The organism is Pseudonocardia sp. DSM 110487 (assembly GCF_019468565.1).
Classification (GTDB): Bacteria; Actinomycetota; Actinomycetes; order Mycobacteriales; family Pseudonocardiaceae; genus Pseudonocardia.
In genome coordinates this window covers 8,187,157-8,207,990 of the sequence record NZ_CP080521.1, presented here as the reverse complement: position 1 = coordinate 8,207,990, position 20,834 = coordinate 8,187,157, and the positions used below count along the sequence as shown (strand labels likewise).

The following is a 20,834-nucleotide window of genomic DNA, read 5'->3' as shown; positions in this document are numbered from 1 at the left end:
CTATGGCTCCAAGGTGGTTCAGGGCTTCGCCCACGCGCCGTCGGACATGGCGGCGGCGCGCACCCGGAAGCCGGCCGTGCCCTCCACGATGTCGCGGCGCAGCTGGGCCTTCGTGCGGCCCGTGCTGTTGACGGTCGGGCCCAGTGCGCGAGCGATCTCCTTCAGCACCGGCACCGTGAACTCCACGCGGCTCTGCAGGTACTCGGCCACCTCGCCGGGCGTGGTGAGCCGGTTGATGTCGGCGGCCGCGGCCTCGACGTCGACGCCTGACGGCCGGTGCACGACCTCGCGCCTGCGCATCTGACGCGCCGCGCTCGGCTCGTAGACGAGCTTTCCCTCACCGGAGGCGATGTCCTCGAGCTGCTCACGACTGAGCGACTCGAGCAGCGCGACGGCCTTCTGCAGCGCGATCGCCAGCGGCGCGGACGGGAGCGGGGAGCTGGGGAGCGACTCGACGTCGATCGGCTCGTGTCGCGTCACGCCGCGATCCTCTCCAGCCGACCGGACAGCTCGGACACCATGTCGCGCAGCTCGCGCGTGGCCGCCCGCCCCGTGCCGCCGAGGATCACCGGCACGCCGTGCTCGGGCGCGGGGCCGTAGACGGCCTTGCTGTCGCGGATCGTGGTGGCGAAGGTGGGCACCTCGCGCGCCTCGATCCGGCTGATCACGCTGCGCTGCGCCTCGATCGGCACGCCGTTCTGGTTCTGCACCATCGTGAACACGACCGACGCGGCGGGCCGCTCGACGGGCACCGAGGAGTGTTCGTTGTACTCCTCGACGAACGAGCGGATCTTCAGGCCGAGCGAGTCGATGCCGTTGGTGGACAGGTAGTCCGGCTTCGTCGGGATCAGCAGCAGGTCGCTCGCGGCGACGGCGTTCTTGGCGATGAGCCCGAAGTTGGGGGCGCAGTCGATGAGGACCGTGTCGTACTCGGCGAAGTCCTCGTGGGCGAGCATCTGACGCAGGCCCCCGTGCAGCTCACCGAACCGGCCCGGTTCCGAGAGCAGTTCGGCCGCGAGGTTGGTCTCCACGTCCGTGAGGTCGCGGTGAGCGGCGATGAGGTCGAGCCGGCCGCTGCCGCGGGCCAGCTTGTCCTGCACGCGGGGCGGTGTCGAGACGAGCTTCGCCGGGCTCTCCTCGTTGCCGCTCCCGATGCGATCGAACCATTCCTTGATCGTCTTTTCCGGCAGCAGTTCAGCTGTCCACTCGCTCTGGGTGAAGAACGAGATCGTGAGACTGGCTTGCCCATCCAGATCGATGAGCAACACCTTCTGGCCCCGGGCCGCGAACCCGGCGCCGAGGTTGGCCGTGAGGGTGGTCTTGCCCACCCCTCCCTTGTGGTTGATGACGGCGACGACCTTCACCCGTTCTCCTCCCGCAGCACGCCGCGCGAACGATGCCATACGCCCGGAGGAGGGCTGCACTTAGGCTAATCGGCTTATGCCGACTGCTCCGTGCGGCGGCATCGGCGCACCGGCCGAGGGGGCAGACTTTAGGGCCGAGCGCCGGAGGCCGAGCACCGGGGGCCCGTCGCGGAGTTGATCAGAAATCCGTTCTACCTGCGGAGATGCCCATAGCGTCCGGGAGAGCACCGCTCTGGTGGCGCGTACTTCGAATGGACTGCCGCAAGGATCACTCGATCGGGTGAGGGAGTGGCTGATCGTCATCACGCACTGCCGCCACCATGCGTCCCGGGGTCACTCGAATGGCCGCAACCCTCAACGTTCGTAGTCGTCGTCGTCCGGCACGGCGATGCGCTGCTCGGCCACATCGGCCGGGTCGGCCTCGGACGGCAGGTCCGTCCGGTCGTCCACCGGCTCGTCGCCGTCGTCGGCACTCTGCAACTGCTCGACCACGTCGGCGTCCGGGTTCTCGATGCCCATGCTGTCCCTCCGTCGTCGTCCGAACCTGCCCGGCCGAGTGTGCCCCAGGAGACGATCGCTCACACCACCCGAGCGGGGTTACGGCAGGGCGGGGGCGAGCTCGCGCAGAGCCGGGAGACCGACGACCGGATGCGCGTCCGATGTCGTGACCGAGATGCAGACGTGGTCGGCGCCCGCCGCGAACTGGTCGCGCACCCGCGCGACCACGGCATCCACGTCTCCGTACGCGGTGAGCGCGTCGACGAGCCGGTCGCTGCCACCGCCGGCCAGGTCCGACTCGTCGAGCCCTCCGACCTGCTGCATCACCCGCCATCGGGATGGGTTGATGTGCACATTCGCGATGAAGGCGGCGAGCGCGGCACGAGCCGTCTCTCGGGCCCGTGCCCGGTCGGGGTCGAGCACGACGTTCTGGTGCACGGCGAGCAGCGCCTCCGGGCCGACGCGTTCGCGCGCGTACGCCGTGTGCTCCACCGGCATCAGGAACGGGTGGGCGCCCCACGTGCGCTTCGCGGCCAGCTCGAGCATGCGGGGTCCAAGCGCGGCGAGCACTCGTGGCGCGGGTGTCGCCGGCGCAGGCGCTGTGGTCCTCGCGGCGTTCATCGCCTCGAGGAAACGCGCCATCGTCGCCAGGGGTGAGTTCCACGGGCGGCCGACCTCGTCGGTGATGATCTTCGCTCCCACGCCGAGGCCGAGTAGGAACCGGCCGGGGAACGCCTCGGCGAGGGTCTGCTCGACGCGGGCGAGGGTGGTGGGCTCGTGGCGGGGGATGGAGACGACGCCGGGCGCCACGACGATGCGTCGGGTGGCGCCGAGCAGCAGTGCCGACTGCGTGGGCGCGTCCCGTCCGGTGCCCTCGCCGAACCAGAGGGTGCCGTACCCCAGCTCCTCCACTTCGCGTGCCGCGTCCGCGACCCGCGCCCACGGCAGGCGGTCGAAGCCCCAAGTCCACACCCCGACCCGTCCGAGCTCCATCTCGTCCCCGATCCCTTAATGTGAGGTTGCCTCATGTAAGGCTAAACGGAGGGAGCCTCATGTCAAGTGCTCCACAGCGCGCCGACGCCCGCCGCAACCGGGCCCGCTTGCTCGAGACGGCGCACGCCCTGTTCGCCGAGCGCGGCACGGACGCATCCCTCGAAGAGGTCGCGAGACGGGCAGGCGTCGCGATCGGCACGCTCTACCGGCACTTCCCTACCAGGGACGACCTGCTCGCCGCGCTGCTCGAACGCAGCCTGCGGGAGCTCGCGGACGAGGCGGAGGTCCGGCTCGCCGCCCCGGTCACGGCGGAGGCCGTCGTCGGCTGGCTGCGCACGTTCGCGACCCACAGCGGCACCTACCGCGGTCTGCCCCGGTCGGTGCTGGTCGGGCTGGACGAGGAGGGTTCGCCGCTGCACGCCTCGTGCGGGCGGATGCAGGGAGGGGCGGCGCGGCTCATGACAGCCGCTCAGGACGCGGGCGCGGTGCGGGCCGACGTGTCGACCGAGGACGTCCTCGCGATCGTCGCCGGGATCGCGTGGGTGGTCGAGCAGGTCGGCGGCGAGGGCCGCGCCGACCGCCTGATCGGTCTCGTGCGCGACGCCCTCACGGTCGTGCGCCAGTCGACAGATCCGGAGGTCGAGTAGCGCAGGCCTACTCGACCACCGGAACGTCAGGCGGGCGCGGCGGCCGTCCGGGTGGTCTGCGTCAGGATCGCGGCGGCGAGCGGGGAGATCACCGTCCGGTTGATCGCGTGGCCCATGCCAGGGATCCGGACCAGCCGGCCCTCCCCGAGCGAGCGGGCGAGCACACCGGCGTTGGGCGGCGGGAACGCGGGGTCCTCCGGCGCCTCGATCACAAGCGCCGGCACGGTGACGCCGGCCAGTTCGGCGCCGCGTTCCATGCCGTCGGTGTCCATGCGGGCGTGCGCCACCACCGGGTCGTGCCGGCCGGAGTGGGCGATCACCCGTTCCTCCAGCGCGCGGAACTCCGCCGGGTCGAACAGGGTGCCGGAGCCGTTGAGCAGCCGCCAGTGCTCGAGGCGCCACGCGATCTCCCCCTGGAGGTCACGCGGGTCGTCCAGCTCGGCCCACAGGCGCAGCAGTGCCTGGTCCGGGCCGGGAACGGCGGGCGCGGACGATGACGCCGGGAACGGCAGCGGCCCGGTGCAGAAGAGAGTGGCGGTGGCGATGCGGTCGGGATGGTCGAGCAGCATCAGCTGCACGAGGTACCCGCCCATCGACATCCCGACCACGTGGGCGCGCGGCACGTCGAACGCGTCGAGCACCGCGATCGCGTCGTCGGCGAGATCGACGATGCTGTAGGGAGCGTCCTCGAAGGTCGCGGTGGAGCGCCCGGTGTCGCGATGGTCGTAGCGGATGACGCGGTGGTGTTCGGCGAGCTGGGCGACGAGGTCGTCCGGCCAGACGAGGCCGGACGAGTTCGCGCCCATCACGAGCAGCAGCGGCTCACCCGGGTGCGGCCCGGTGGGCTCGATGGCCTCTGCCCACAGGCGGACACCGGGCTCGACGTCGACGAAGCGTTCCACGGCGTGCAGCCTGCCCGTCGATGCTGCCCATGTCGATCGGTGGGGGTGCCCGGGTGGCGGGCGCCACCCCGCCCGGGCCCGGTCGCAGTGGATCAGCAGGCCGGGCGCCGGGCGGCGGGTGTCACTTGAGCGCGTCGATGAGTGCCTGGCGCTGGCGCTCGCCGAGACCCGCGGCGCGGCGCGACGCGTCGATGCCGGTCTGCTCCAGCAGCGCCGAGACCTTGGCGGGCCCGTAGCCGGGAAGGCTCTTGAGCAGGTCGGCGACCTTGGTCTTGCCGACCACCTGGTCGGTCTTGGCGCGATCGAGAACCGCGGGGATCGTCTGCTCGCCGCGAGCGATCGCGTCGCGGAGCTCCTTGCGGGCGGTGCGGGCGGCCGCGGCCTTCTTCAGGGCCTCGGCGCGCTGCTCCGGAGTGAGCGTGGGCAGTGCCATGTCGACTTCTCTCCTCTCCGTGCGTCCACCCCGGATGGGATGTGCGCAGGTCATCTTGGCTGTCAAGGGTGACAGAACCGTGCAGCGCCACGCGCGCGCCCCCCGGTGCGCGCCGAACGGTCTTCCCCGGTCGGGGGTCTTTCACCCGCGGTAGGGGAGTGGTTCGAGGCCGCGAACTCCCGGCAGGCAGCGGTACAGGGCCCCGGCGCGGCCATCAGATACACCCGCGCCCGTCGCCGACGAGGTGATCCACAGCTCGTCCAGCTCGGGACCGGCGAACGTGCAGGCCGTGGGGTGTGTCGTGGGCAGCAGGACGACGGTGTCGAGGGCGCCGTCCGGCGTGTAGCGGTGCACGGCGGAACCGCCCCACAGCGCGACCCACACCCCGCCCTCCGCGTCGACGGTAAGGCCGTCGGGGGTGCCGCCCTCGACGTCGACGAACCTCTCCCGTGCGGTCACGGCGGGTGCGGAGAGATCGACGGTCAACACGTCGATCCCCCCAACATGGGAGTCGACGTAGTAGGCGCGGGCGCCGTCGGGGGCCCAGCAGAGGCCGTTGGAGACGGTGACGCCGGTGAGCATGGTGGCGACCGAGCCGTCGGGGGCCAGCCGGTACAGCGAGCCGCGGCCGGGGGTGGAGTCGTAGGCCATGGAACCGCACCAGAACGCGCCCGCCGGGTCGCAGCCGCCGTCGTTCATCCGGACGCTCTCGTCGGACCACAGCTCGCCGAGTGATCGGGCGCCACCCTCCCCTGGCGAACCCGGCTCGTCGAGCAGCCCGAACCCGCGCTCGAGGGCCACCACCCAGCCGCCCCGTGCCCGCGGGCGCAGCGCGGCGAGCACGTCGCCCACGTGCCGGCGGCGCACCTCGGCCAGCTCGACCCCGTCGCGCAGGAGGTCGACGGTGAGCAGGTCGCCGCGGAGCATGTCGACCGAGGCGAGCAGGCCGCGGCTCGCGTCCCACACGGGGCCCTCACCGTGCTCGGCGACGGCGGCGGTTGCCTGCTCGGCGGTGATCTCTCGAGTCATGCGGCCCAGTAGACCAACGAAGCGCGGCCCGCGCCTCCTGTCCGTGCGAAGGCCCGGTCGACGTGCGTGGTGAGCCGAGCGCGGCGGCGTCAGCCCGCCTCTTGCACGCTCACCGTCCGGTAACGCAGCAGAGCGGCGCCCCGCCTGTGGGCGGAGCGCCGCTCTGCTGGGGATCGGGCGCTGGTGGCAGCCTCCTCCTGGTTCGACGCGCCTACGAGCTGCTGAGGGCGGCGCCGCCGTGAACGGCAGGCTCCGGCTCCTCGTCGTCGAGCATCGTGGCCTCGTCGAACGGGTCCTCGCCGCTCAGCACGCGGCTGGCCTTCTCACGGTCGAACTCGCCGACCCAGTGCCCGATGAGGACGGTCGCGACGGCGTTGCCCGCGAAGTTGGTGACCGCGCGGGCCTCGGACATGAAGCGGTCGATCCCGACGATGATGCCGACGCCGTCGACGAGGTCAGGCCGGTGCGACGCGAGCCCGCCCGCCAGCGTCGCGAGCCCGGCGCCGGTGACGCCCGCCGCGCCCTTCGACGCGATGATCATGAACAGTAGGAGGCCGATCTGCTCGCTGATCGCCATCGGCCTGCCGAGGGCGTCGGCGATGAAGAGCGAGGCCATCGTCAGGTAGATCGCGGTGCCGTCGAGGTTGAACGAGTAGCCGGTGGGCACCGTGATGCCGACGACCGGCCGCGAGATGCCCGCGTGCTCCATCTTCGCGATCAGGCGCGGCAGCGCCGACTCCGACGACGAGGTCGAGACGATCAGCAGGAACTCGCGGCCGAGGTAGCGCAGCAGCGAGAAGATGTTGATGCCGGCGGCGAACCGCAGGAGCGTCCCCAGCACGACGAAGACGAAGAGCACGCAGGTGATGTAGAACGCGGCCATCACCTGGAACAGTGCGACGACCGCCGACCAGCCGGTCGAGCCCACGACGGCGGCGATGGCGCCGAACGCGCCGATCGGAGCCACCCACATGATCATCGCGAGCACCCGGAAGACGAGGCGCTCGATGTGCTTGACGCCGCGCAGGATCGGCTCGCCGGACCGTCCGAGGGCCTGCACCCCGAACCCGACCAGAAGCGCCACGAACAGGGTGGAGAGCACGCTGTCGCCGACAAGGGGAGAGAACAGCGTGGTCGGGATGATCCCCATCAGGAACTCGGACGTCGACTCGCCCTCCGGCGCGTTGTACGCCTCGAGGCCGCCGATGTCCAGGCCGGTGCCCGGCTGCACGATGTTGCCCACGACCAGCCCGATGACCAGCGCGACCGTGGACATCGCGATGAAGTACCCGAGCGCGAGCCCGCCGACGCGGCCCACCTTCGCCGCCTGCCGGATCGACCCGATGCCGAGGACGATCGTGCAGAAGATGACCGGCGAGATCATCATCTTGATCAGGTTGACGAACGCGGTACCGACCGGCTTGAGCGCCTCACCGACCGTCGGGGCGACCAGGCCGACGACGACGCCCGCGATCACGGCGACGATCACGGCGATGTACAGGTAGTGGGTGCGATCCCGCCGGGGTGGTGCGCTGGTGTCTGTCACGGGTTCCTCCGAAGCCGACGACTCTGGCGAATTCAGGCGATGGCGAACTCAGGCTGATTGCACCGGTGCCGGGATACCGGCGACCATCGCGGCGAGCATGCGGCGCGGGCTGGTTATCGTCGCCCTTCTGTTCATTTCGTACGAGGCGAGGAGCGGCTGATGGGGCGCGCAGGCGGGTGGAGCCTTGCCCGGCAGCTGTTCGCGCTGCAGGCCGCGATCGCGGGCATCGTGCTGATCGGGCTGGCGATGGCCAGCTACCTGCAGCTGCGGGACGCCGAGCGCATGGCCACCGCGGAGGAGATGCTCAGCATCGCCCACACCATGGCCGCATCCCCCGAGGTGCTGGCCGCGCTCGACGACCCCGACCCCAGTGCGGTGCTGCAGCCGCTCGCCGAGCGGGTGCGCATCGACACCGCAACGGACTTCGTCGTCGTGATGAGCCCCGAGGGGATCCGCTACACCCATCCCACCCGCAGCGAGATCGGTCGTAGGTTCGTCGGGACCATCGGGCCGGCGGCTGCGGGCGACAGCCAGTTCACCGAGACCTACACCGGCACGCTCGGCCCGTCCGTGCGCGCGGTCGTGCCGGTGTTCGACGGCGGGCGCGTGGTCGCACTCGTCTCGGTGGGCCGGTCGATCACGGCCGTCGCCCGCGACCTGGAACGGCAGGTGCCGCTCGTGCTCGGCGCCGTCGCGGTGGCGCTGCTGCTGGCTGCCGCCGGATCGTGGCTGGTGAGCCGATGGCTGCGCCGCTCCACCCACGACCTGGGCCCCGCCGAGCTGGCGCGCATGTACGAGTACTACGACGCCGTGTTGCACGCCGTACGTGAGGGGTTGCTGCTGCTCGACCGGGACGGCCGGGTGCAGCTGGTGAACGACGAGGCGCGCAGGCTGCTCGCGCTCCCGGCCGACGTCAACGGCAGCCGCGTGGACGAGATCGGGCTGCCCGCACCGCTCGGCGAGGCGCTCGCCGACGGGCAGCCGCGTGACGACGAGATCCACCTCACGGCCGATCGGATCGTGGTGGTGAGCCAGGGTGCCGCACGCTGGGCGGGCCGCTACCTCGGTACCGTTGTCACCCTTCGGGACCACACGGAGCTGCGGCAGCTGGTCAGCGAGCTGCAGACCGTGCGCGGGTTCGCCGACTCGCTGCACGCCCAGGCGCACGAGGCGGCCAACCAGCTGCACACCGTCATCTCGCTGATCGAGCTCGGGCGGGCCGACGAGGCGCTCGAGTTCGCCACGGCGGAGCTGGAGACCGCCCAGCACCTCACCGATGCCGTCGTCTCCGGGATCTCGGTGCCCGAGGTCGCCGCGCTCGTCATCGGGAAGGCGGCCGCAGCGGGCGAGCGGGGCGTCGAACTGTGCCTGGAGGAGGGCACGCACGTACCGGCGGGCCTTGCCGACCCACGCGACCTCGTCACCATCGTCGGGAACCTGCTCGACAACGCGATCGACGCCGCGCAGGACGGCCCGGAGCCGCGGTGGGTGCGGTTCGGGGCAGGCGTCGATGATGACGCCGTGGAGTTGAGGTTCAGCGACAGCGGCCCCGGGATCGCGCCGGAGGACGCCGAGCGGGCCTTCGAGCGGGGGTTCAGCACGAAGCCCCACGACGGCATGGGACGCGGCCTTGGCCTCGCGCTGGTGCGCAGGGCCGCCCAGCGCCACGGCGGAGCGGTCCACCTCGCGGGCAGGGCGGAGTTCACGGTGCGGCTGCCGCTGGTGCGGGCGTGATCCGCACGCTCGTCGTCGAGGACGACCCCGTGGCCGCGGCCGCCCACGTCGCGTACGTCGAGCGCGTGCGCGGCTTCACCGTCGCCGCGAGCACCGCCTCCGGCGCCGATGCGTTGCGCGCGCTGGCGACCACCGCCGTCGACCTCGTCCTGCTGGACGTCCACCTGCCCGACACGAGCGGGCTCGAAGTGCTGCGCCGGATGCGGGCCGCGGGCCACACCACGGACGTGATCATGGTGACGCGGGCCCGGGACGTCGCCGTGGTGCAGGCCGCCGTCGCGTTCGGCGCCACCCAGTACCTGGTGAAGCCGTTCACGTTCAGCGCCGTGCGCCGGAAGCTGGAGGGCTACCTCGAGTACCGCGAGCGGCTCGGCGAAGGCCCCGTGGTGGCCCAGGACGACGTCGACGATCTGTTCGGGCGCCTGCGCGCCCCTGCGGAGGCGGGCGGCCTGCCCAAGGGTGTGAACCGCGCGTCGCTCGACGCGGTCCGTGTCGCGCTCGAGGCCGCCGGAGGGTGCACCGCCGCCGAGGTGGCGGACGCCATCGGGGCGTCGCGTGTGACGGCCCGCCGGTACCTGGAGTACCTGGTGGAGACCGGCCTCGGTGAGCGAACCGCCCGCTACGGGCCCACCGGGCGGCCACAGACGGAGTACCGGTGGCGGCCCCGCGGGGCATCCGGCTGACCGCTCCCTGCGGGTGTGGCCGCTCTCAGCAGGACTCTGCCAGCGAGGTGGGAGCGGCCGAGTTCTGCTTCGGCTCCCTCTCCTCGGTGCCCGTCGACTCCTCGTCGTCATCGGCGTCACCCGCGCGGGTGGTGGGGGCGGCGGCCGCCGCGTTCGTGGGGGGTGCCGGTGGGGGAGGGGGTCGGTTGATGGCGTCCTGGACCACCCGCCGCATGTAGCGGAAGTTCGGGTCCGCTGTGCTGAAGTTGCCGTCCTTCGTGGACGGGTCGGGAAGGCTCGGGTCGAACGACACGCTCTCCAGCGAGATCCCGTTCCCGCCGAGCGCCGCGAGCGCGGGCAGGACGGCCTGCGGGATGTTCGTGGACACGCTGTTGGTGGTGGCCGTGGCGACGCTCTGGAAGTTGGCGAGCATGTCGGTGGGGCTCTTCTGCGAGAGGATGGACTGCAGGAGGCAGCGCTGGCGGCCCATGCGGGCGTAGTCGCTCGAGCTGGAGCGGGAGCGGGCGAAGTCCAGCGCCTGCTTTCCGGAGAGCTGCTGGACGCCGGGCTCGAGGTAGTAGTCGGGGCGCACGTGCCTGCCGCTCGGTGTGATGCCGCCGACCGGGATCCGCTCCGGGCCGACGTCCATGGTCACGCCGCCGAACGCGTCGATGATCGACTCGAACCCGGCCATGTTGACCTCGAGGTAGTAGTCGAGCTGCAGGCCGAGCATGTGGGCGACGGTCTGGTGGAGCAGGTTCAGGCCCGGGTCGGACGTCGGGTCGGAAGGGGCCATCTTCGGGTGCGTGAGCCCCCACGAGTAGACGGCGTTGAGCAGGTAGTCGCCCGACAGCGGGTCGTCCGGGTTGTGGAAGCCCGATGGGAACTCCTCGCCCATCGGGGAGTCCGGCGGGAACTGGGCGTACTGGATGTTGCGGGGCAGCGCGAAGAGGACGGTGCGGCCGGTCTTCGTGTCGATGTTGGCCACCATCATCGTGTCGGTGCGCGCGCCCTTGCGGTCCGGTCCGGCGTCACTGCCCACGAGCAGGATGTTCAGCTTCGGCTTCGCGATGGCCTCGGCCGCCGAGGTACCGCCGCCCCCCGCGAAGAGGTCGTCGAGCAGCGTGCGCTGGGAGTTGGCCAGGTTGGCGCCGAACCCGAGCGGCGCGGCCACCACGAGGCTCAACGCGACGACGGTGGCCACGCCGATCGCCTGCCGGGCGGCCCCGAGCCCCGGAGGCCGGGCGAGCAGGTAGGTGCGGACGATCACCGCCACCCAGGCGATCGCCGCCGCCACACTGCCGACGGTGGCCATGACGAGCACGTTGGACGACAGTGCCGTCTCGAGCAGCTCCGCGGTGTCGGAGCTGAGCACCAGGATCACCAGCACGGCGATGACCAACAGGAATGTGCCGAGGATCACGGCGCCGGTGCGCGTGCGGTGCAGCATGAGGTGGCCCGAGCCGGGGGCCACGGTGGACGCGGCCGCGGCGGCGAGTGCCTTGCCGAAGGAACGCCGCGGCTTCTCGTCGGCCTCCTCCTCGACCTCGACCTCGGCGGGCAGCGGCTCCGGGCGCCGCCGCCTCGGGGGGCGCGTCACGGACGTGCGCGCCGCGGGAAGCGCGTCGTGGCGGACGGTGGGGGGCTCGGGGTCGTCGAGCGCACGCGATGTGGGCAGCGCCGTGGTGACAGCGGCCCGCGCCGCGGCGGCCGACCTGCGCTGCGGCCCGCGCGGCGGGGCGGCGGGGCGCGGGCTGCCCGGCGCGGGCCGGGGAACGGGGCTGGTGGCGGGATCCACGTCGCGCGGCCGCGGCGGGCGCTGCGTCGTCGGCATCGCGCGGGTGGCGTCGGACGGGGCCACGGGCCGCGGCGGCTGCGCGTGGCGCGAGGGCGGCACGGCCCGGTGCCCGCGGTCGGACCGGCGGGCCGCGGGCGGTGGCGGCTGCTGGCGCGGCGGTGGCTGGCGCTGCTGCGGCTGACGCGGCGGTTGCTGGCGGGGTGGCTGCTGGTGCGGCGGCTGCTGCCGCGAGCCCTGCTGGCGAGGCGCCTGCCGCGGTGGAGGCGTCATCCGGTCGCGGCCGGGCACGCGCTGTCTGTCGTCGGTCATGCGCACCCCCCTCTGGCGTTCGGTCCTCCGGCGGCGGGACGAGGAATCCGCCGGAGCCTACTGCGCGTGATCGCAGGCATCGCGACGCACCTCGTCAGGTGGGGGATTCGAGCGGTTCTCCCCGTATGTGGCCGGTATCTGCAGTGGTCAGGGACGGCGATGTCACTCGGGACGACGATACGGATCGCTCCGGCCGTGTGGTGCCGATCCGGCACACGGCTGCCCTCCGCCGGGAGTCCTGCACGGATCTCGGCCTCCCGGCGGGGGACACTGACCCCGTGAATGTGCCATCGCCGGGTCCGGCAGCGGCCGCCATCGTGCTGGCAGGCGGCAGCGGCACACGTCTGGGCGCCGAGCGGAACAAGGTCTACCTACCGCTGCGCGGGCGGCCGGTGCTCGCGTGGTCGCTCGCGACGTTCACCGCCATGCCGGAGGTCGGCGTCATCGTGCTGGTGGTGCGCGAGCCGGACCGGCCACTCGCCGACCGGATACTGGCCGAGCACACCGCGGGTGGCGTCGAGATCGTCATCGGTGGGAGCACGCGTCAGGAGTCCGAACTGGCCGGGCTGCGGCGGCTCGCCGCGCGGATCGACGCGGACGAGATCGACGCCGTGCTCGTGCACGACGCCGCGCGCCCGCTCGCCGGGCGCGAGCTGGCGTCGTCCGTGCTGGCCGCGGCTCGGGACGCGGGTGGCGCGGTGCCCGGGCTGTGGCGCGATGATCTCGCGGCCGCCGCTCCCGGCGGTTCGGGGCTCGCGGGGCCGTCGCCCGACGCGCTCGTGGCGGTGCAGACGCCTCAGGCGTTCCGGGCCGCGCCGCTGCTCGCGGCGTACGAGGAGGCCGCGAGCCGGGGGTTCGTCGGCACCGACACCGCGTCCTGCATGGAGCGCTTCGCGCCTGACGTGCCGATCCGCTGGGTACGGGGTGACGAACGCAACATCAAGATCACGTATGCACACGACCTGCTCGTCGCCGAGCACGCGGCGCCGCAACTCATGGACCCAGTACCCGCGCCACGTGGGCGTTGGTGAACCGGCGCCCGGGGTCCAGCCGGTCCCGCACGGCCGTGAAGCGATCCCAGGCGGGGTAGCGGGGCGCGAGATCGGCGGCGTCGAGCAGATGGCGCTTGCCCCAGTGCGGGCGCCCGTCGTGGTCGAGCGCCGCGGCCTGCACCTCCCGGAAGTAGGGCTCCCACGGCATGCCCTCGAACGCGTGCACCGCCACGTACGCCGTGTCCCGGCCCCATGACGGGCTGAGGAACGACTCCTCGTCGGCCGCCACGAAGCGCACCTCGATCGGGAAGTTGACGACGTGCCGCTCCGCGGCATGCAGCGCGGCCCGCAGCACCGGCACGCACGCCGCGCGGGGCAGCGCCCACTCCATCTCGGTGAACCGCACCCGGCGCGGGCTGGTGAACACCCGGTGGCTCACGTCGGTGCGAACGCTCGCGCTGAACGCCGCCGCGACCTGCCTGTTCAGCCGGGGGATCGCCGCCGGGAACCGCCTGCCGACCCGGCAGACCGCACCGAGCAGGTCGTTCGGCACGAGCTCCTCGTCGAGGAAGCGGCGCAGCGGGCCCCGCGGCGCCGCCGGGGCGTCCGTCCCGGTGTTGGTGCGGGTGAGAGCCCGGTCGGAGTGCGGGAAGACGTAGAACTCGAAGTGGTCGCTCCCCGCCACGAGCTCGTCGAGCCGGCCGAGCGTCTCGTCGAGTGGGCGCGCACGGTCCTCGGCGCACAGCCGGAATGCCGGCACCACCCGCAGCGTGACGCTCGTGATGACGCCGAGCGCCCCGAGGCTCACCCGCGCGGCGCGCAGGTCGTCGCTGCCGGGGGCGCAGCGCAGCACGCTACCGTCGGCGAGCACGAGCTCGAGCTCCTCGACCTGCGTGGCGAGGTTGCCCAGCCGGGCGCCGGTGCCGTGGGTGGCGGTGGAGATCGCGCCCGCCAGGCTCTGCCGGTCGATGTCGCCAAGGTTGGGCAGGGCGAGCCCGAGCGCGTCGAGGACGGTGTTCAGGGCGTGCAACCGGATGCCGGCACCCACCCGGACCAGACCGGCCGCCCGGTCCACGGCGAGCACGTCGGCGAGCCCGTCGAGCTGCAGCAACACGCCGTCGGTCGCGACGAGGTCGCTGAAGGAGTGCCCGGCGCCTGCCACGCGCACGGTCCGCTCGCTCGCGTTGGCCTGCCGCACCGCGGCAGCGAGCTCCTCCACCGACCCCGGCCGGACCAGGACGGCGGGGGCGCAGCGCTCATCGCCCGCCCAGTTGATCCACGTCACGGGAGCAGCATGCCGGGCTGCCACTCACCGTGCCTCTCCATCCGGATCGTCGCCTCGCCTGCCGTCGGCGCGGGCCGCAGCGTCAGGCGGGACAGCCGCGGGCCCCATGACGCCACCAGGAGGGGGTCGTCCAGCTCCCGGTGCTCCAGCTCGGCGTCGGCGTTCTCCCACGTGATCATCAGCGGGCCGGCATCAGGCGCACTGACCAGCGCGAAGCCGGCGCCGAGCTCGACCTCGCCGGCCAGCACGTGCCGCAGCAGCACGTGCTCCGGCGCGCCATCCCAGCGGTCGGTCACCAGTACGTGCGGGCGGTCGCCCCGGACCAGCCGGACGATCCGTTCCCACCGGCGCAACCGCGCATCGGGGTAGGCGGCGGTCAGGTCGGAGTGCAGCGCGGCCGTGTCGGCGTTCAGCTCGGCACGGACGTCCGTGGCACGGCTCGCCGCGCCGGGCTCCTGCTCGCGGCCGGGTTCCGGCACGTTGTGCCATGCGCTGCGCAGCGGCCACGCGCGGTACCGGTCGGGCCCGAAGCTCCCCGCGGTGTAGGTGGGCTGTCCGACGTCGACCACCAGCGGCCTGCCGTCGACGGCCACCCAGTACGTCCCGACGTCGAGGTGGTTGTGCCGCTCGGCGTTGTGCCCCGCCTTGGCGGCCAGTGTCAGCCCGCGGGTCGTACCCGCCTCCTCACGTGCCACGAGCACCTGGACGTGCGGCAGCCACTCGTGGGCGGCGAGCCAGTTCCCGCCGCCGTCCGCTGCAGCCGTCCACCCGAGCGCGGTGAGCGCCCGCCCGAGCCCCGCCCGTACCGGAACCGGCGCGGCCCGCCCGCGGGCGAGCGCGTGCGCCTGCACCGCCTCGTCGCCCAGCCGCCCGCCCCAGCGGTGCAGCACGTGCCACGGCTGCTCGGCGGACGGCCGGGCCGGGCCGTCGCCCACGTTGACGTACCAGTCGCCGCCAAGGTGCATCCGGTGCGGGTAGCGGACGAGCTGCGCCAGCACCGGGATCTCCCGCGGCGGGAGGAGGTCGAGGGCCTCGAGGAGTCGACCTGCCCCGAGCCACCAGTACTGCACGCCCTCGTCGACGCCGCCGTCGTCGGGCTGCACGCGCACGAAGTGATCGAGGCCTTCCTCGACGAGCCGGACGATGTGGTCGCGCCGCCGCGGGTCGTCCACCAGCGCGATCGTGGCCTCGAGCACGGCGCAGTGGATCCACGGGTTCCAGTTGTGGGCGTCGCCGTCGCGCCCGATCCAGTGCCAGTCCCGCACCCGCTCGAACGGCTCGAGCACCCGCTTCTCGACCTCGCGGCGCAGACGCCTGCGCAGCCCGGGCGCCCGCACGTCCAGGTGCGGGCCGAGGACGTGGTCGGACCAGGCCACGAGCGAGGCCACCTCGGCGGCGCCGAGGTCGAGGAACGGCCGGTCGGGGTCGGGAAGCACCTCGCTTCGCGCGACGGCACCGCGGTCGTGCGGCGCCCAGCACCAGGTGCTGGTCTCGGCGAGCGCGACGAGCCCGTCGACGACCCGATCCAGGTGGCGGGCGGCACCGGGCGGATCGGTGGCCGCCGCGACATCGCCCGTGAGCACGGCCGCGACCACCTGCAGCGCGACGTCGTGGCGCAGGGCGCGAGCGGCGTCCTCGTGCTCGGTGCGCACGCCGTCTCGGAACGCCCGTGCCCAGCCCGACGCAGGCATGGCCGGCAGCGGTTGCGCGAGCGCGGTCCGGGCGGCGGTGAGCAGGCCGTCGCGAGTGCCCGCGTCGATCACGGTCCAGGCGGCGCGGTCCGTGACATCGGGGACGGGTAGCCGGTCCAACGATCTCTCCTGATCGATCCGACCGTTCCCGATCGGCCCGGTCGGCCGGCAGTCTGCCATCGCCATGTCGCCGCACATCGGCGCTGGCACAGGAGCGGTGGACAGGGGTGCTCGCACACCAATTTCGGTGTCGGCACACGAACTGCACTTGGTGCGTGGCCGCAGAAGTTGATCGCGCGTCCCGCGAGGGAAACCCGATTGTCGCCCGAGAAACGAGAACAGCGCCGGACCCGAAGGCCCGGCGCCGTTCCGCGATCAGTCCTGCGAGATCAGTCGTCGATCTCGGCGGAGTCGCCGGACGTGGCGGCCGCGCTGCAGGAGTCGTCGATCGTGTTGTCGCCGTCGGAGTCGGCGTCCGTGTCGGCCCCACCCGCAACGCCGAGACCGAGCGCACCGGTCAGGTCGGCGAGGATGTGGGTGTTGTTGAGCGGCACCTGAACGCCAAGGACGTTCACCGGAACCTGGTTGTCACACACGTTCACCGGCACGGACAGGTTGTTGCCGCCGACGTTCAGCAGGCCGCCGCTGGTCGAGCCGTCGATGTGGTTGACGTCCTCGACCTTGGTCTTGCCGTGGTCGTCGCCGGCGAAGGCGAGCGGGCTGACCGCGAGCAGACCAGCAGCGGCCGTAGCCACGACGATTCCAGCCTTCTTCAGCACAGTTCATCTCCTGTTGAGTGTCCGGAGTCGACCGGAGCCAACCCATCCAAGGTCAGCGTTCATGACGGGGAGCATCGCTGACTGCGGAAAAAGCTAGCGTCCGCGGTGGGGCGAAACAAATTCCCTACTACCATCGGGTGAGTCGCCCACTCTGCGTTTGGTTACGCCCTCTTTCCGGTTGCCCGTGAATTGGGTTCAGCGCCGGTCACGGACATGATTGTCACGCATTGTGATGATAATTCACCTGGATGGGCCTTCGATGACGACCACGGTGACGTTGTCGCGACCGCCCGCGTCGAGGGCGAGCGCCGTCAACGCCTCGGCCGCCATGATCGGTCCGCCGTCGGCGAGCTCCGGAAGCGCGACGGCAGCGAGGTGCGCGGCATCGGGCAGGTAGTTCCACAGCCCGTCGCTGCAGAGCAGCAGCGCGCCATGGCTCGTCGGGCGCAGCGTCGCGACCTCCGCCTCTCCGGTTCCGCCTGCGCCCAGCCAGCGGGTGATCGCGTGAGCCCGCGGGTCGCGCATCGCCGCCGCCGCGTCGAGCACGCCCGCCGCCACCATCTGCGCGGCCCACGAGTGGTCGGTGGTCACGAGGCGGGCCGGCTCGGCGGCGTGGGGCGGCGAGAGCCAGTAGGCGCGGCTGTCGCCGACCCAGCCGACGGTGATCTCACCGGGACGGGCCAGCGCGCACACGAGCGTGCAGGACGGCGCGTGCGGATCGCCGGCACGGCCGAGCGCGGCCACGGCGGACGCGGCGGCGAGAACGGCGCCGTCCACACTCTCGACGGCCGCAGCGGTGCTGGTCAGCAGCACGTCGAGCGCGGTGTCGGCCGCCATCCGCGACGCCTTCTGGGGCTCGAGCGACGTGGACACCCCGTCGCAGACCACGGCGGCGACGGTCCCGTCCGGCAACAGGCCGAGCGCCATCGCATCCTCGTTGCGTTCGTGGCTGTGGCCACGATCCGTCACGCCTGCGACGACCTCGAGGTCGGTCTCGATCCGGTCGGTGCCCATCGCGCCCCCCAGCACCGGCTGCTGTTCCCGGCCGGAGCGGCCGGGCCGGAGCGCAGGGTAGCGTGCCGGTCGCTCGACGTACGGCTAATGCCGCCCCGGCGCGGCGGAGGCGACGCGGTGTCGGGCCAGCTCGGCATCGACGAGGGGCGCAACCAGCGTCAGTACACCCACCTCGTGCCACTCGGCGATCAGCCTGCCGTCCGCCCAGCTCGCCCACATGCGATCGACGACGCGCAGCCGCCTGCGCGTCAGCGTCGCGCTCCATGCGAGCTGGGCGACGGTCACGTCCCCTTCGCTGAGGACGTGCTCGACCTCGATGTGCACGTCCGGGGCGGCCGCCCGCAGCCGTTCCAGCGCGGTGAGCACGTCGTCGATGTCGTCGATGCGCCCACCGGCGCCGGCCTCGCGGTAGGCGTAGCCGGCGCCGGTCACGGCGCGCACGGCGGCCCAGTCGCCTTCGTTGCAGAACGCCACGCGGGCGCGAACCAGCTGTGCGAGCTCGGTATCCATCTACGTCCATCCCCTCGGCGGTGTCACATCGGAAGAGGGCGCCGGCCTGCGCCGTGATTCAACTTCGTGGGCCCTCGTCGCCGGTTTCGTGAGCGAGAGCCGTGCGGGGCAGGAGGACGATCGCGGCGACGAGGGCAAGTGCGGCTGCCACCACCGTCATGCCGAACGCGGCGCGCAGGCCGTCGGTGAACGCGGCGGCGGGGTGGATGCCGGGGTCGGCGTGCTGCGCCGCCTCCGTGATGGCAACCGCAACGGACGTCGCGATCGCGATGCCGATCGCATTGCCGAGGTTGAACGAGGTGTCGATCAGGCCGGCGGCGAGGCCGGACTCGCGCTCGGGCACCCCGGTGAGCGCCGCGATCTGGCAGGCGACGAACGCGGCGCCGAGACCGGCGCCGAAGACGAGCATCGCGGGCACGACCTGGACGAGCGGGTTGCCATCGGCGGTCACCCCGAGCAGCAGCGCGCACCCCGCGACGACCGGCACGATGCCGGCGACCGCGAGGCGGCGCAGGCCGATCCGCACCACGAGGGCCTGCCCGGCGAACGCGCCTGCGATCGACGTCGCGGTCATCGCGGCGGACAGGAGACCGGCCTGCAGCGCGGAGTATCCCAGCACCTGCTGCGCGTAGAGCGTGAGCGGGAACAGCATCCCGTCCAGCGCCAACCCGACCATGAACAGCACGACGTTGCCGGCGACGAGCGTGCGGAGCCGGAAGATCCGCAGCGGTACGAGCGGCGCGGCGGTCCGCGACTCGATCAGCACGAAGAGCCCGATCAGACCGGCCGACGCGATGAGCAGACCGACCGTGCGCGCGCTGGCCCATCCGGCGTCCGGGGCGGTGACGATCGCGTACACGAGAAGGACGAGCGCGCCGGTCACCGTGATCGCGCCGGCGACGTCGACGGACCGCTCGGCACTCGGGTCGCGACTCTCCCGCAGCAGCACCGGGCACAGCGCGACCAGCACGACGGTGACCGGGACGTTGAGGAAGAACACCCACTCCCAACCGAGCGCGGCCGTGATGAGGCCGCCCGCCAGCAGCCCGGCCGTGGCGCCGATGCCGCCGAGCGCGCCCCAGACCGCGAGGGCCTTGTTGCGCTCCGGGCCGTCCGGGAACGTCGTCATCACGAGCGAGAGGGCGGTCGGTGCCATGATCGCCGCCGACACGCCCTGCACCCCACGCGCCGCGAGCAGGATTCCGGCCGTCCAGGCGAGCCCACAGGCCAGCGACGACAGGCCGAACAGCGCGAGCCCGACGACGAACACCCGCCGCCTGCCCCACAGGTCGGCGATCCGGCCGCCGAGCAGCATGAGCCCGCCGAACGCGAGTGCGTATCCGGTGAGGACCCACTGCACGACGTCCACCGGGACGCCCAGCTCCGCCTGCATCGACGGGATGGCGGTGAGCACGATCGTCGAGTCGAGGATGACCATGAAGAAGGCCGTGCCGAGCAGGGCGAGCGCTCGCCAGCGGCGCGGGTCGGGTTCGGGCCCGCCGTGCGGCGGGCTGGTCGTTGGTTGGTGGTCCACGGTTCCTCCACGGGTCCGGCACCGCGGTCCGGTGCCTCCACATGGACTGACACCTCGCCCGTCCCCGATTCATCGCGATGAGTTCAGCCTCGCCGCACGGTCTGTACCGGTGTGACCGCCGCACCGATCACTCCACCGGTCCCTGACCGAGCGGAGTTCGCCCGGCTCGCCGACCCGTACCGGCGCGAGCTCCTGGAGCACTGCTACCGCATGGTCGGCTCGGTGCACGACGCCGAGGATCTGGTGCAGGAGACCTACCTGCGTGCGTGGCGCGGCTACCCGGGGTTCGAGGGGCGGGCCTCGCTGCGGACGTGGCTGCACCGGATCGCCACGACGACGTGCTTGACCGCGATCGAGCGCAGGCGGAGGCGCGCGCTCCCAGCCGGGCTCGGCGGTCCGGCCGACGACGTCGTCGGCCCGCTCGCCGAGCTGCCCGAGTCGGCGTGGCTGGAGCCGCTCCCGGACGCGCTCGGCGCCATCGACCGGGGCGACCCCGCGTCGATCGTCGACGACCGGGCGAGCCTGCGCCTCGCCCTCGTGGCCGCACTGCAGCACCTACCACCGCGACAGCGGGCCATGCTGCTGCTGCGTGACGTGCTGCGCTGGCGGGCCGCCGAGGTCGCCGAGCTGCTGGGCACCTCGACGGCAGCGGTCAACAGCGCGCTCCAGCGCGCCCGGGCCCACCTCGCGGCGGTGGCACCGGTAGAGGACCGCCTCGTCGAGCCCGACGACCCGCAGCAGCGTGCACTGCTCGATCGGTACGCCGAGGCGTTCGAGCAGGCCGACACGGCGGCGCTGACGCGGCTGCTCACCGCGGACGCCACATGGGAGATGCCGCCGTTCCCGACCTGGGTGCGGGGGCGCGCCGCCGTCGCGGCGCTGATCGCGGCGCAGTGTCCGAGCCGACCGGGCGACACCTGGATGGTCGCCACCGGGGCGAACGGCTGCCCGGCCTTCGCGGCCTACCAGCGCGGCGCCGACGGAGTCTTCAGGGCCCACGGGGTGCACGTCCTGCAGCTGGTTCCGGGGGCCATCGCCGGTGTGGTGGCATTCCTGGACCCCAGCCTGTTCGGGGTGTTCGGCCTCGCCACCGTGCTGCGCGAGGACTGAGCGG

Annotated in this window: 20 protein-coding genes; 5 read left to right on the top strand and 15 right to left on the bottom strand. The window is 72.7% G+C overall.

Annotated features, from left to right (window positions below):
• Positions 1-18: 18 nt before the first annotated feature.
• The 4 genes from K1T35_RS38420 to K1T35_RS38405 all read right to left on the bottom strand — a co-directional run bounded on the left by K1T35_RS38420 (position 19) and on the right by K1T35_RS38405 (position 2,855).
• Positions 19-480 (bottom strand): hypothetical protein, encoded by a 462-nt coding sequence (locus K1T35_RS38420; protein ID WP_220256608.1) that lies wholly within the window; start codon positions 478-480, stop codon positions 19-21.
• Positions 477-1,364, bottom strand: a complete 888-nt coding sequence (locus K1T35_RS38415; RefSeq protein WP_220256607.1) for a ParA family protein — start codon at positions 1,362-1,364, stop codon at positions 477-479. Before K1T35_RS38415 ends, K1T35_RS38420 begins: the two co-directional genes overlap by 4 nt.
• Before the next feature lie 354 nt (positions 1,365-1,718).
• A complete protein-coding gene (locus K1T35_RS38410; RefSeq protein WP_220256606.1) occupies positions 1,719-1,883 on the bottom strand; it encodes a hypothetical protein in 165 nt (54 codons plus the stop codon).
• A gap of 78 nt (positions 1,884-1,961) precedes the next feature.
• Complete coding sequence (locus tag K1T35_RS38405; protein WP_220256605.1) at positions 1,962-2,855, bottom strand: TIGR03620 family F420-dependent LLM class oxidoreductase; 894 nt, start codon at positions 2,853-2,855, stop codon at positions 1,962-1,964.
• Between the two features lie 59 nt (positions 2,856-2,914).
• Between K1T35_RS38405 and K1T35_RS38400 the strand changes: the two genes are divergently transcribed.
• On the top strand, positions 2,915-3,502 hold the full coding sequence (locus K1T35_RS38400) for a TetR/AcrR family transcriptional regulator (protein ID WP_220256604.1): 588 nt from the start codon (positions 2,915-2,917) through the stop codon (positions 3,500-3,502).
• A 26-nt stretch (positions 3,503-3,528) separates the two neighbouring features.
• On the opposite strand, the gene K1T35_RS38395 is transcribed toward K1T35_RS38400, so the two are convergent.
• The 4 genes from K1T35_RS38395 to K1T35_RS38380 all read right to left on the bottom strand — a co-directional run bounded on the left by K1T35_RS38395 (position 3,529) and on the right by K1T35_RS38380 (position 7,412).
• Positions 3,529-4,404 (bottom strand): alpha/beta fold hydrolase, encoded by an 876-nt coding sequence (locus K1T35_RS38395; RefSeq protein ID WP_220256603.1) that lies wholly within the window; start codon positions 4,402-4,404, stop codon positions 3,529-3,531.
• 121 nt (positions 4,405-4,525) lie between these two features.
• Complete coding sequence (gene mihF, locus K1T35_RS38390; protein WP_147255093.1) at positions 4,526-4,837, bottom strand: integration host factor, actinobacterial type; 312 nt, start codon at positions 4,835-4,837, stop codon at positions 4,526-4,528.
• Positions 4,838-4,978: 141 nt separating this feature from the next.
• Complete coding sequence (locus tag K1T35_RS38385; RefSeq protein WP_220256602.1) at positions 4,979-5,866, bottom strand: SMP-30/gluconolactonase/LRE family protein; 888 nt, start codon at positions 5,864-5,866, stop codon at positions 4,979-4,981.
• Between the two features lie 211 nt (positions 5,867-6,077).
• A complete protein-coding gene (locus K1T35_RS38380) occupies positions 6,078-7,412 on the bottom strand; it encodes a cation:dicarboxylate symporter family transporter (RefSeq protein WP_220256601.1) in 1,335 nt (444 codons plus the stop codon).
• A gap of 159 nt (positions 7,413-7,571) precedes the next feature.
• Here K1T35_RS38380 and K1T35_RS38375 point away from each other — a divergent pair, with 159 nt between their 5' ends.
• A complete protein-coding gene (locus K1T35_RS38375) occupies positions 7,572-9,146 on the top strand; it encodes a sensor histidine kinase (RefSeq protein WP_220256600.1) in 1,575 nt (524 codons plus the stop codon).
• On the top strand, positions 9,143-9,829 hold the full coding sequence (locus K1T35_RS38370; RefSeq protein ID WP_220256599.1) for a response regulator: 687 nt from the start codon (positions 9,143-9,145) through the stop codon (positions 9,827-9,829). Before K1T35_RS38375 ends, K1T35_RS38370 begins: the two co-directional genes overlap by 4 nt.
• A 25-nt stretch (positions 9,830-9,854) precedes the next feature.
• On the opposite strand, the gene K1T35_RS38365 is transcribed toward K1T35_RS38370, so the two are convergent.
• Positions 9,855-11,915, bottom strand: a complete 2,061-nt coding sequence (locus K1T35_RS38365) for an LCP family protein (protein ID WP_220256598.1) — start codon at positions 11,913-11,915, stop codon at positions 9,855-9,857.
• A gap of 278 nt (positions 11,916-12,193) precedes the next feature.
• On the opposite strand from K1T35_RS38365, the gene K1T35_RS38360 reads away from it, so the two are divergent.
• Positions 12,194-12,946 (top strand): 2-C-methyl-D-erythritol 4-phosphate cytidylyltransferase, encoded by a 753-nt coding sequence (locus K1T35_RS38360; protein ID WP_370645207.1) that lies wholly within the window; start codon positions 12,194-12,196, stop codon positions 12,944-12,946.
• On the opposite strand, the gene K1T35_RS38355 is transcribed toward K1T35_RS38360, so the two are convergent.
• The 6 genes from K1T35_RS38355 to K1T35_RS38330 all read right to left on the bottom strand — a co-directional run bounded on the left by K1T35_RS38355 (position 12,909) and on the right by K1T35_RS38330 (position 19,720).
• Positions 12,909-14,192 (bottom strand): D-arabinono-1,4-lactone oxidase, encoded by a 1,284-nt coding sequence (locus tag K1T35_RS38355; protein WP_255621188.1) that lies wholly within the window; start codon positions 14,190-14,192, stop codon positions 12,909-12,911. The genes K1T35_RS38360 and K1T35_RS38355 overlap by 38 nt on opposite strands.
• Positions 14,189-16,003, bottom strand: coding sequence for a heparinase II/III family protein (locus tag K1T35_RS38350; RefSeq protein WP_255621187.1), 1,815 nt, complete (start codon positions 16,001-16,003; stop codon positions 14,189-14,191). The genes K1T35_RS38355 and K1T35_RS38350 overlap by 4 nt, the downstream gene beginning before the upstream one ends.
• Before the next feature lie 269 nt (positions 16,004-16,272).
• The gene (locus K1T35_RS38345) at positions 16,273-16,662 is read right to left on the bottom strand and encodes a hypothetical protein (protein WP_220256595.1); all 390 of its coding nucleotides are present in this window, start codon (positions 16,660-16,662) and stop codon (positions 16,273-16,275) included.
• Between the two features lie 240 nt (positions 16,663-16,902).
• Positions 16,903-17,676: a PP2C family serine/threonine-protein phosphatase gene (locus tag K1T35_RS38340; RefSeq protein ID WP_220256594.1), complete on the bottom strand. Its 774-nt coding sequence runs from the start codon at positions 17,674-17,676 to the stop codon at positions 16,903-16,905.
• Positions 17,677-17,760: 84 nt separating this feature from the next.
• On the bottom strand, positions 17,761-18,186 hold the full coding sequence (locus K1T35_RS38335; protein WP_220256593.1) for an ester cyclase: 426 nt from the start codon (positions 18,184-18,186) through the stop codon (positions 17,761-17,763).
• 58 nt (positions 18,187-18,244) lie between these two features.
• Complete coding sequence (locus tag K1T35_RS38330; protein ID WP_220256592.1) at positions 18,245-19,720, bottom strand: MFS transporter; 1,476 nt, start codon at positions 19,718-19,720, stop codon at positions 18,245-18,247.
• Positions 19,721-19,831: 111 nt separating this feature from the next.
• Between K1T35_RS38330 and K1T35_RS38325 the strand changes: the two genes are divergently transcribed.
• On the top strand, positions 19,832-20,830 hold the full coding sequence (locus K1T35_RS38325; RefSeq protein WP_220256591.1) for a sigma-70 family RNA polymerase sigma factor: 999 nt from the start codon (positions 19,832-19,834) through the stop codon (positions 20,828-20,830).
• Positions 20,831-20,834: the final 4 nt, after the last annotated feature.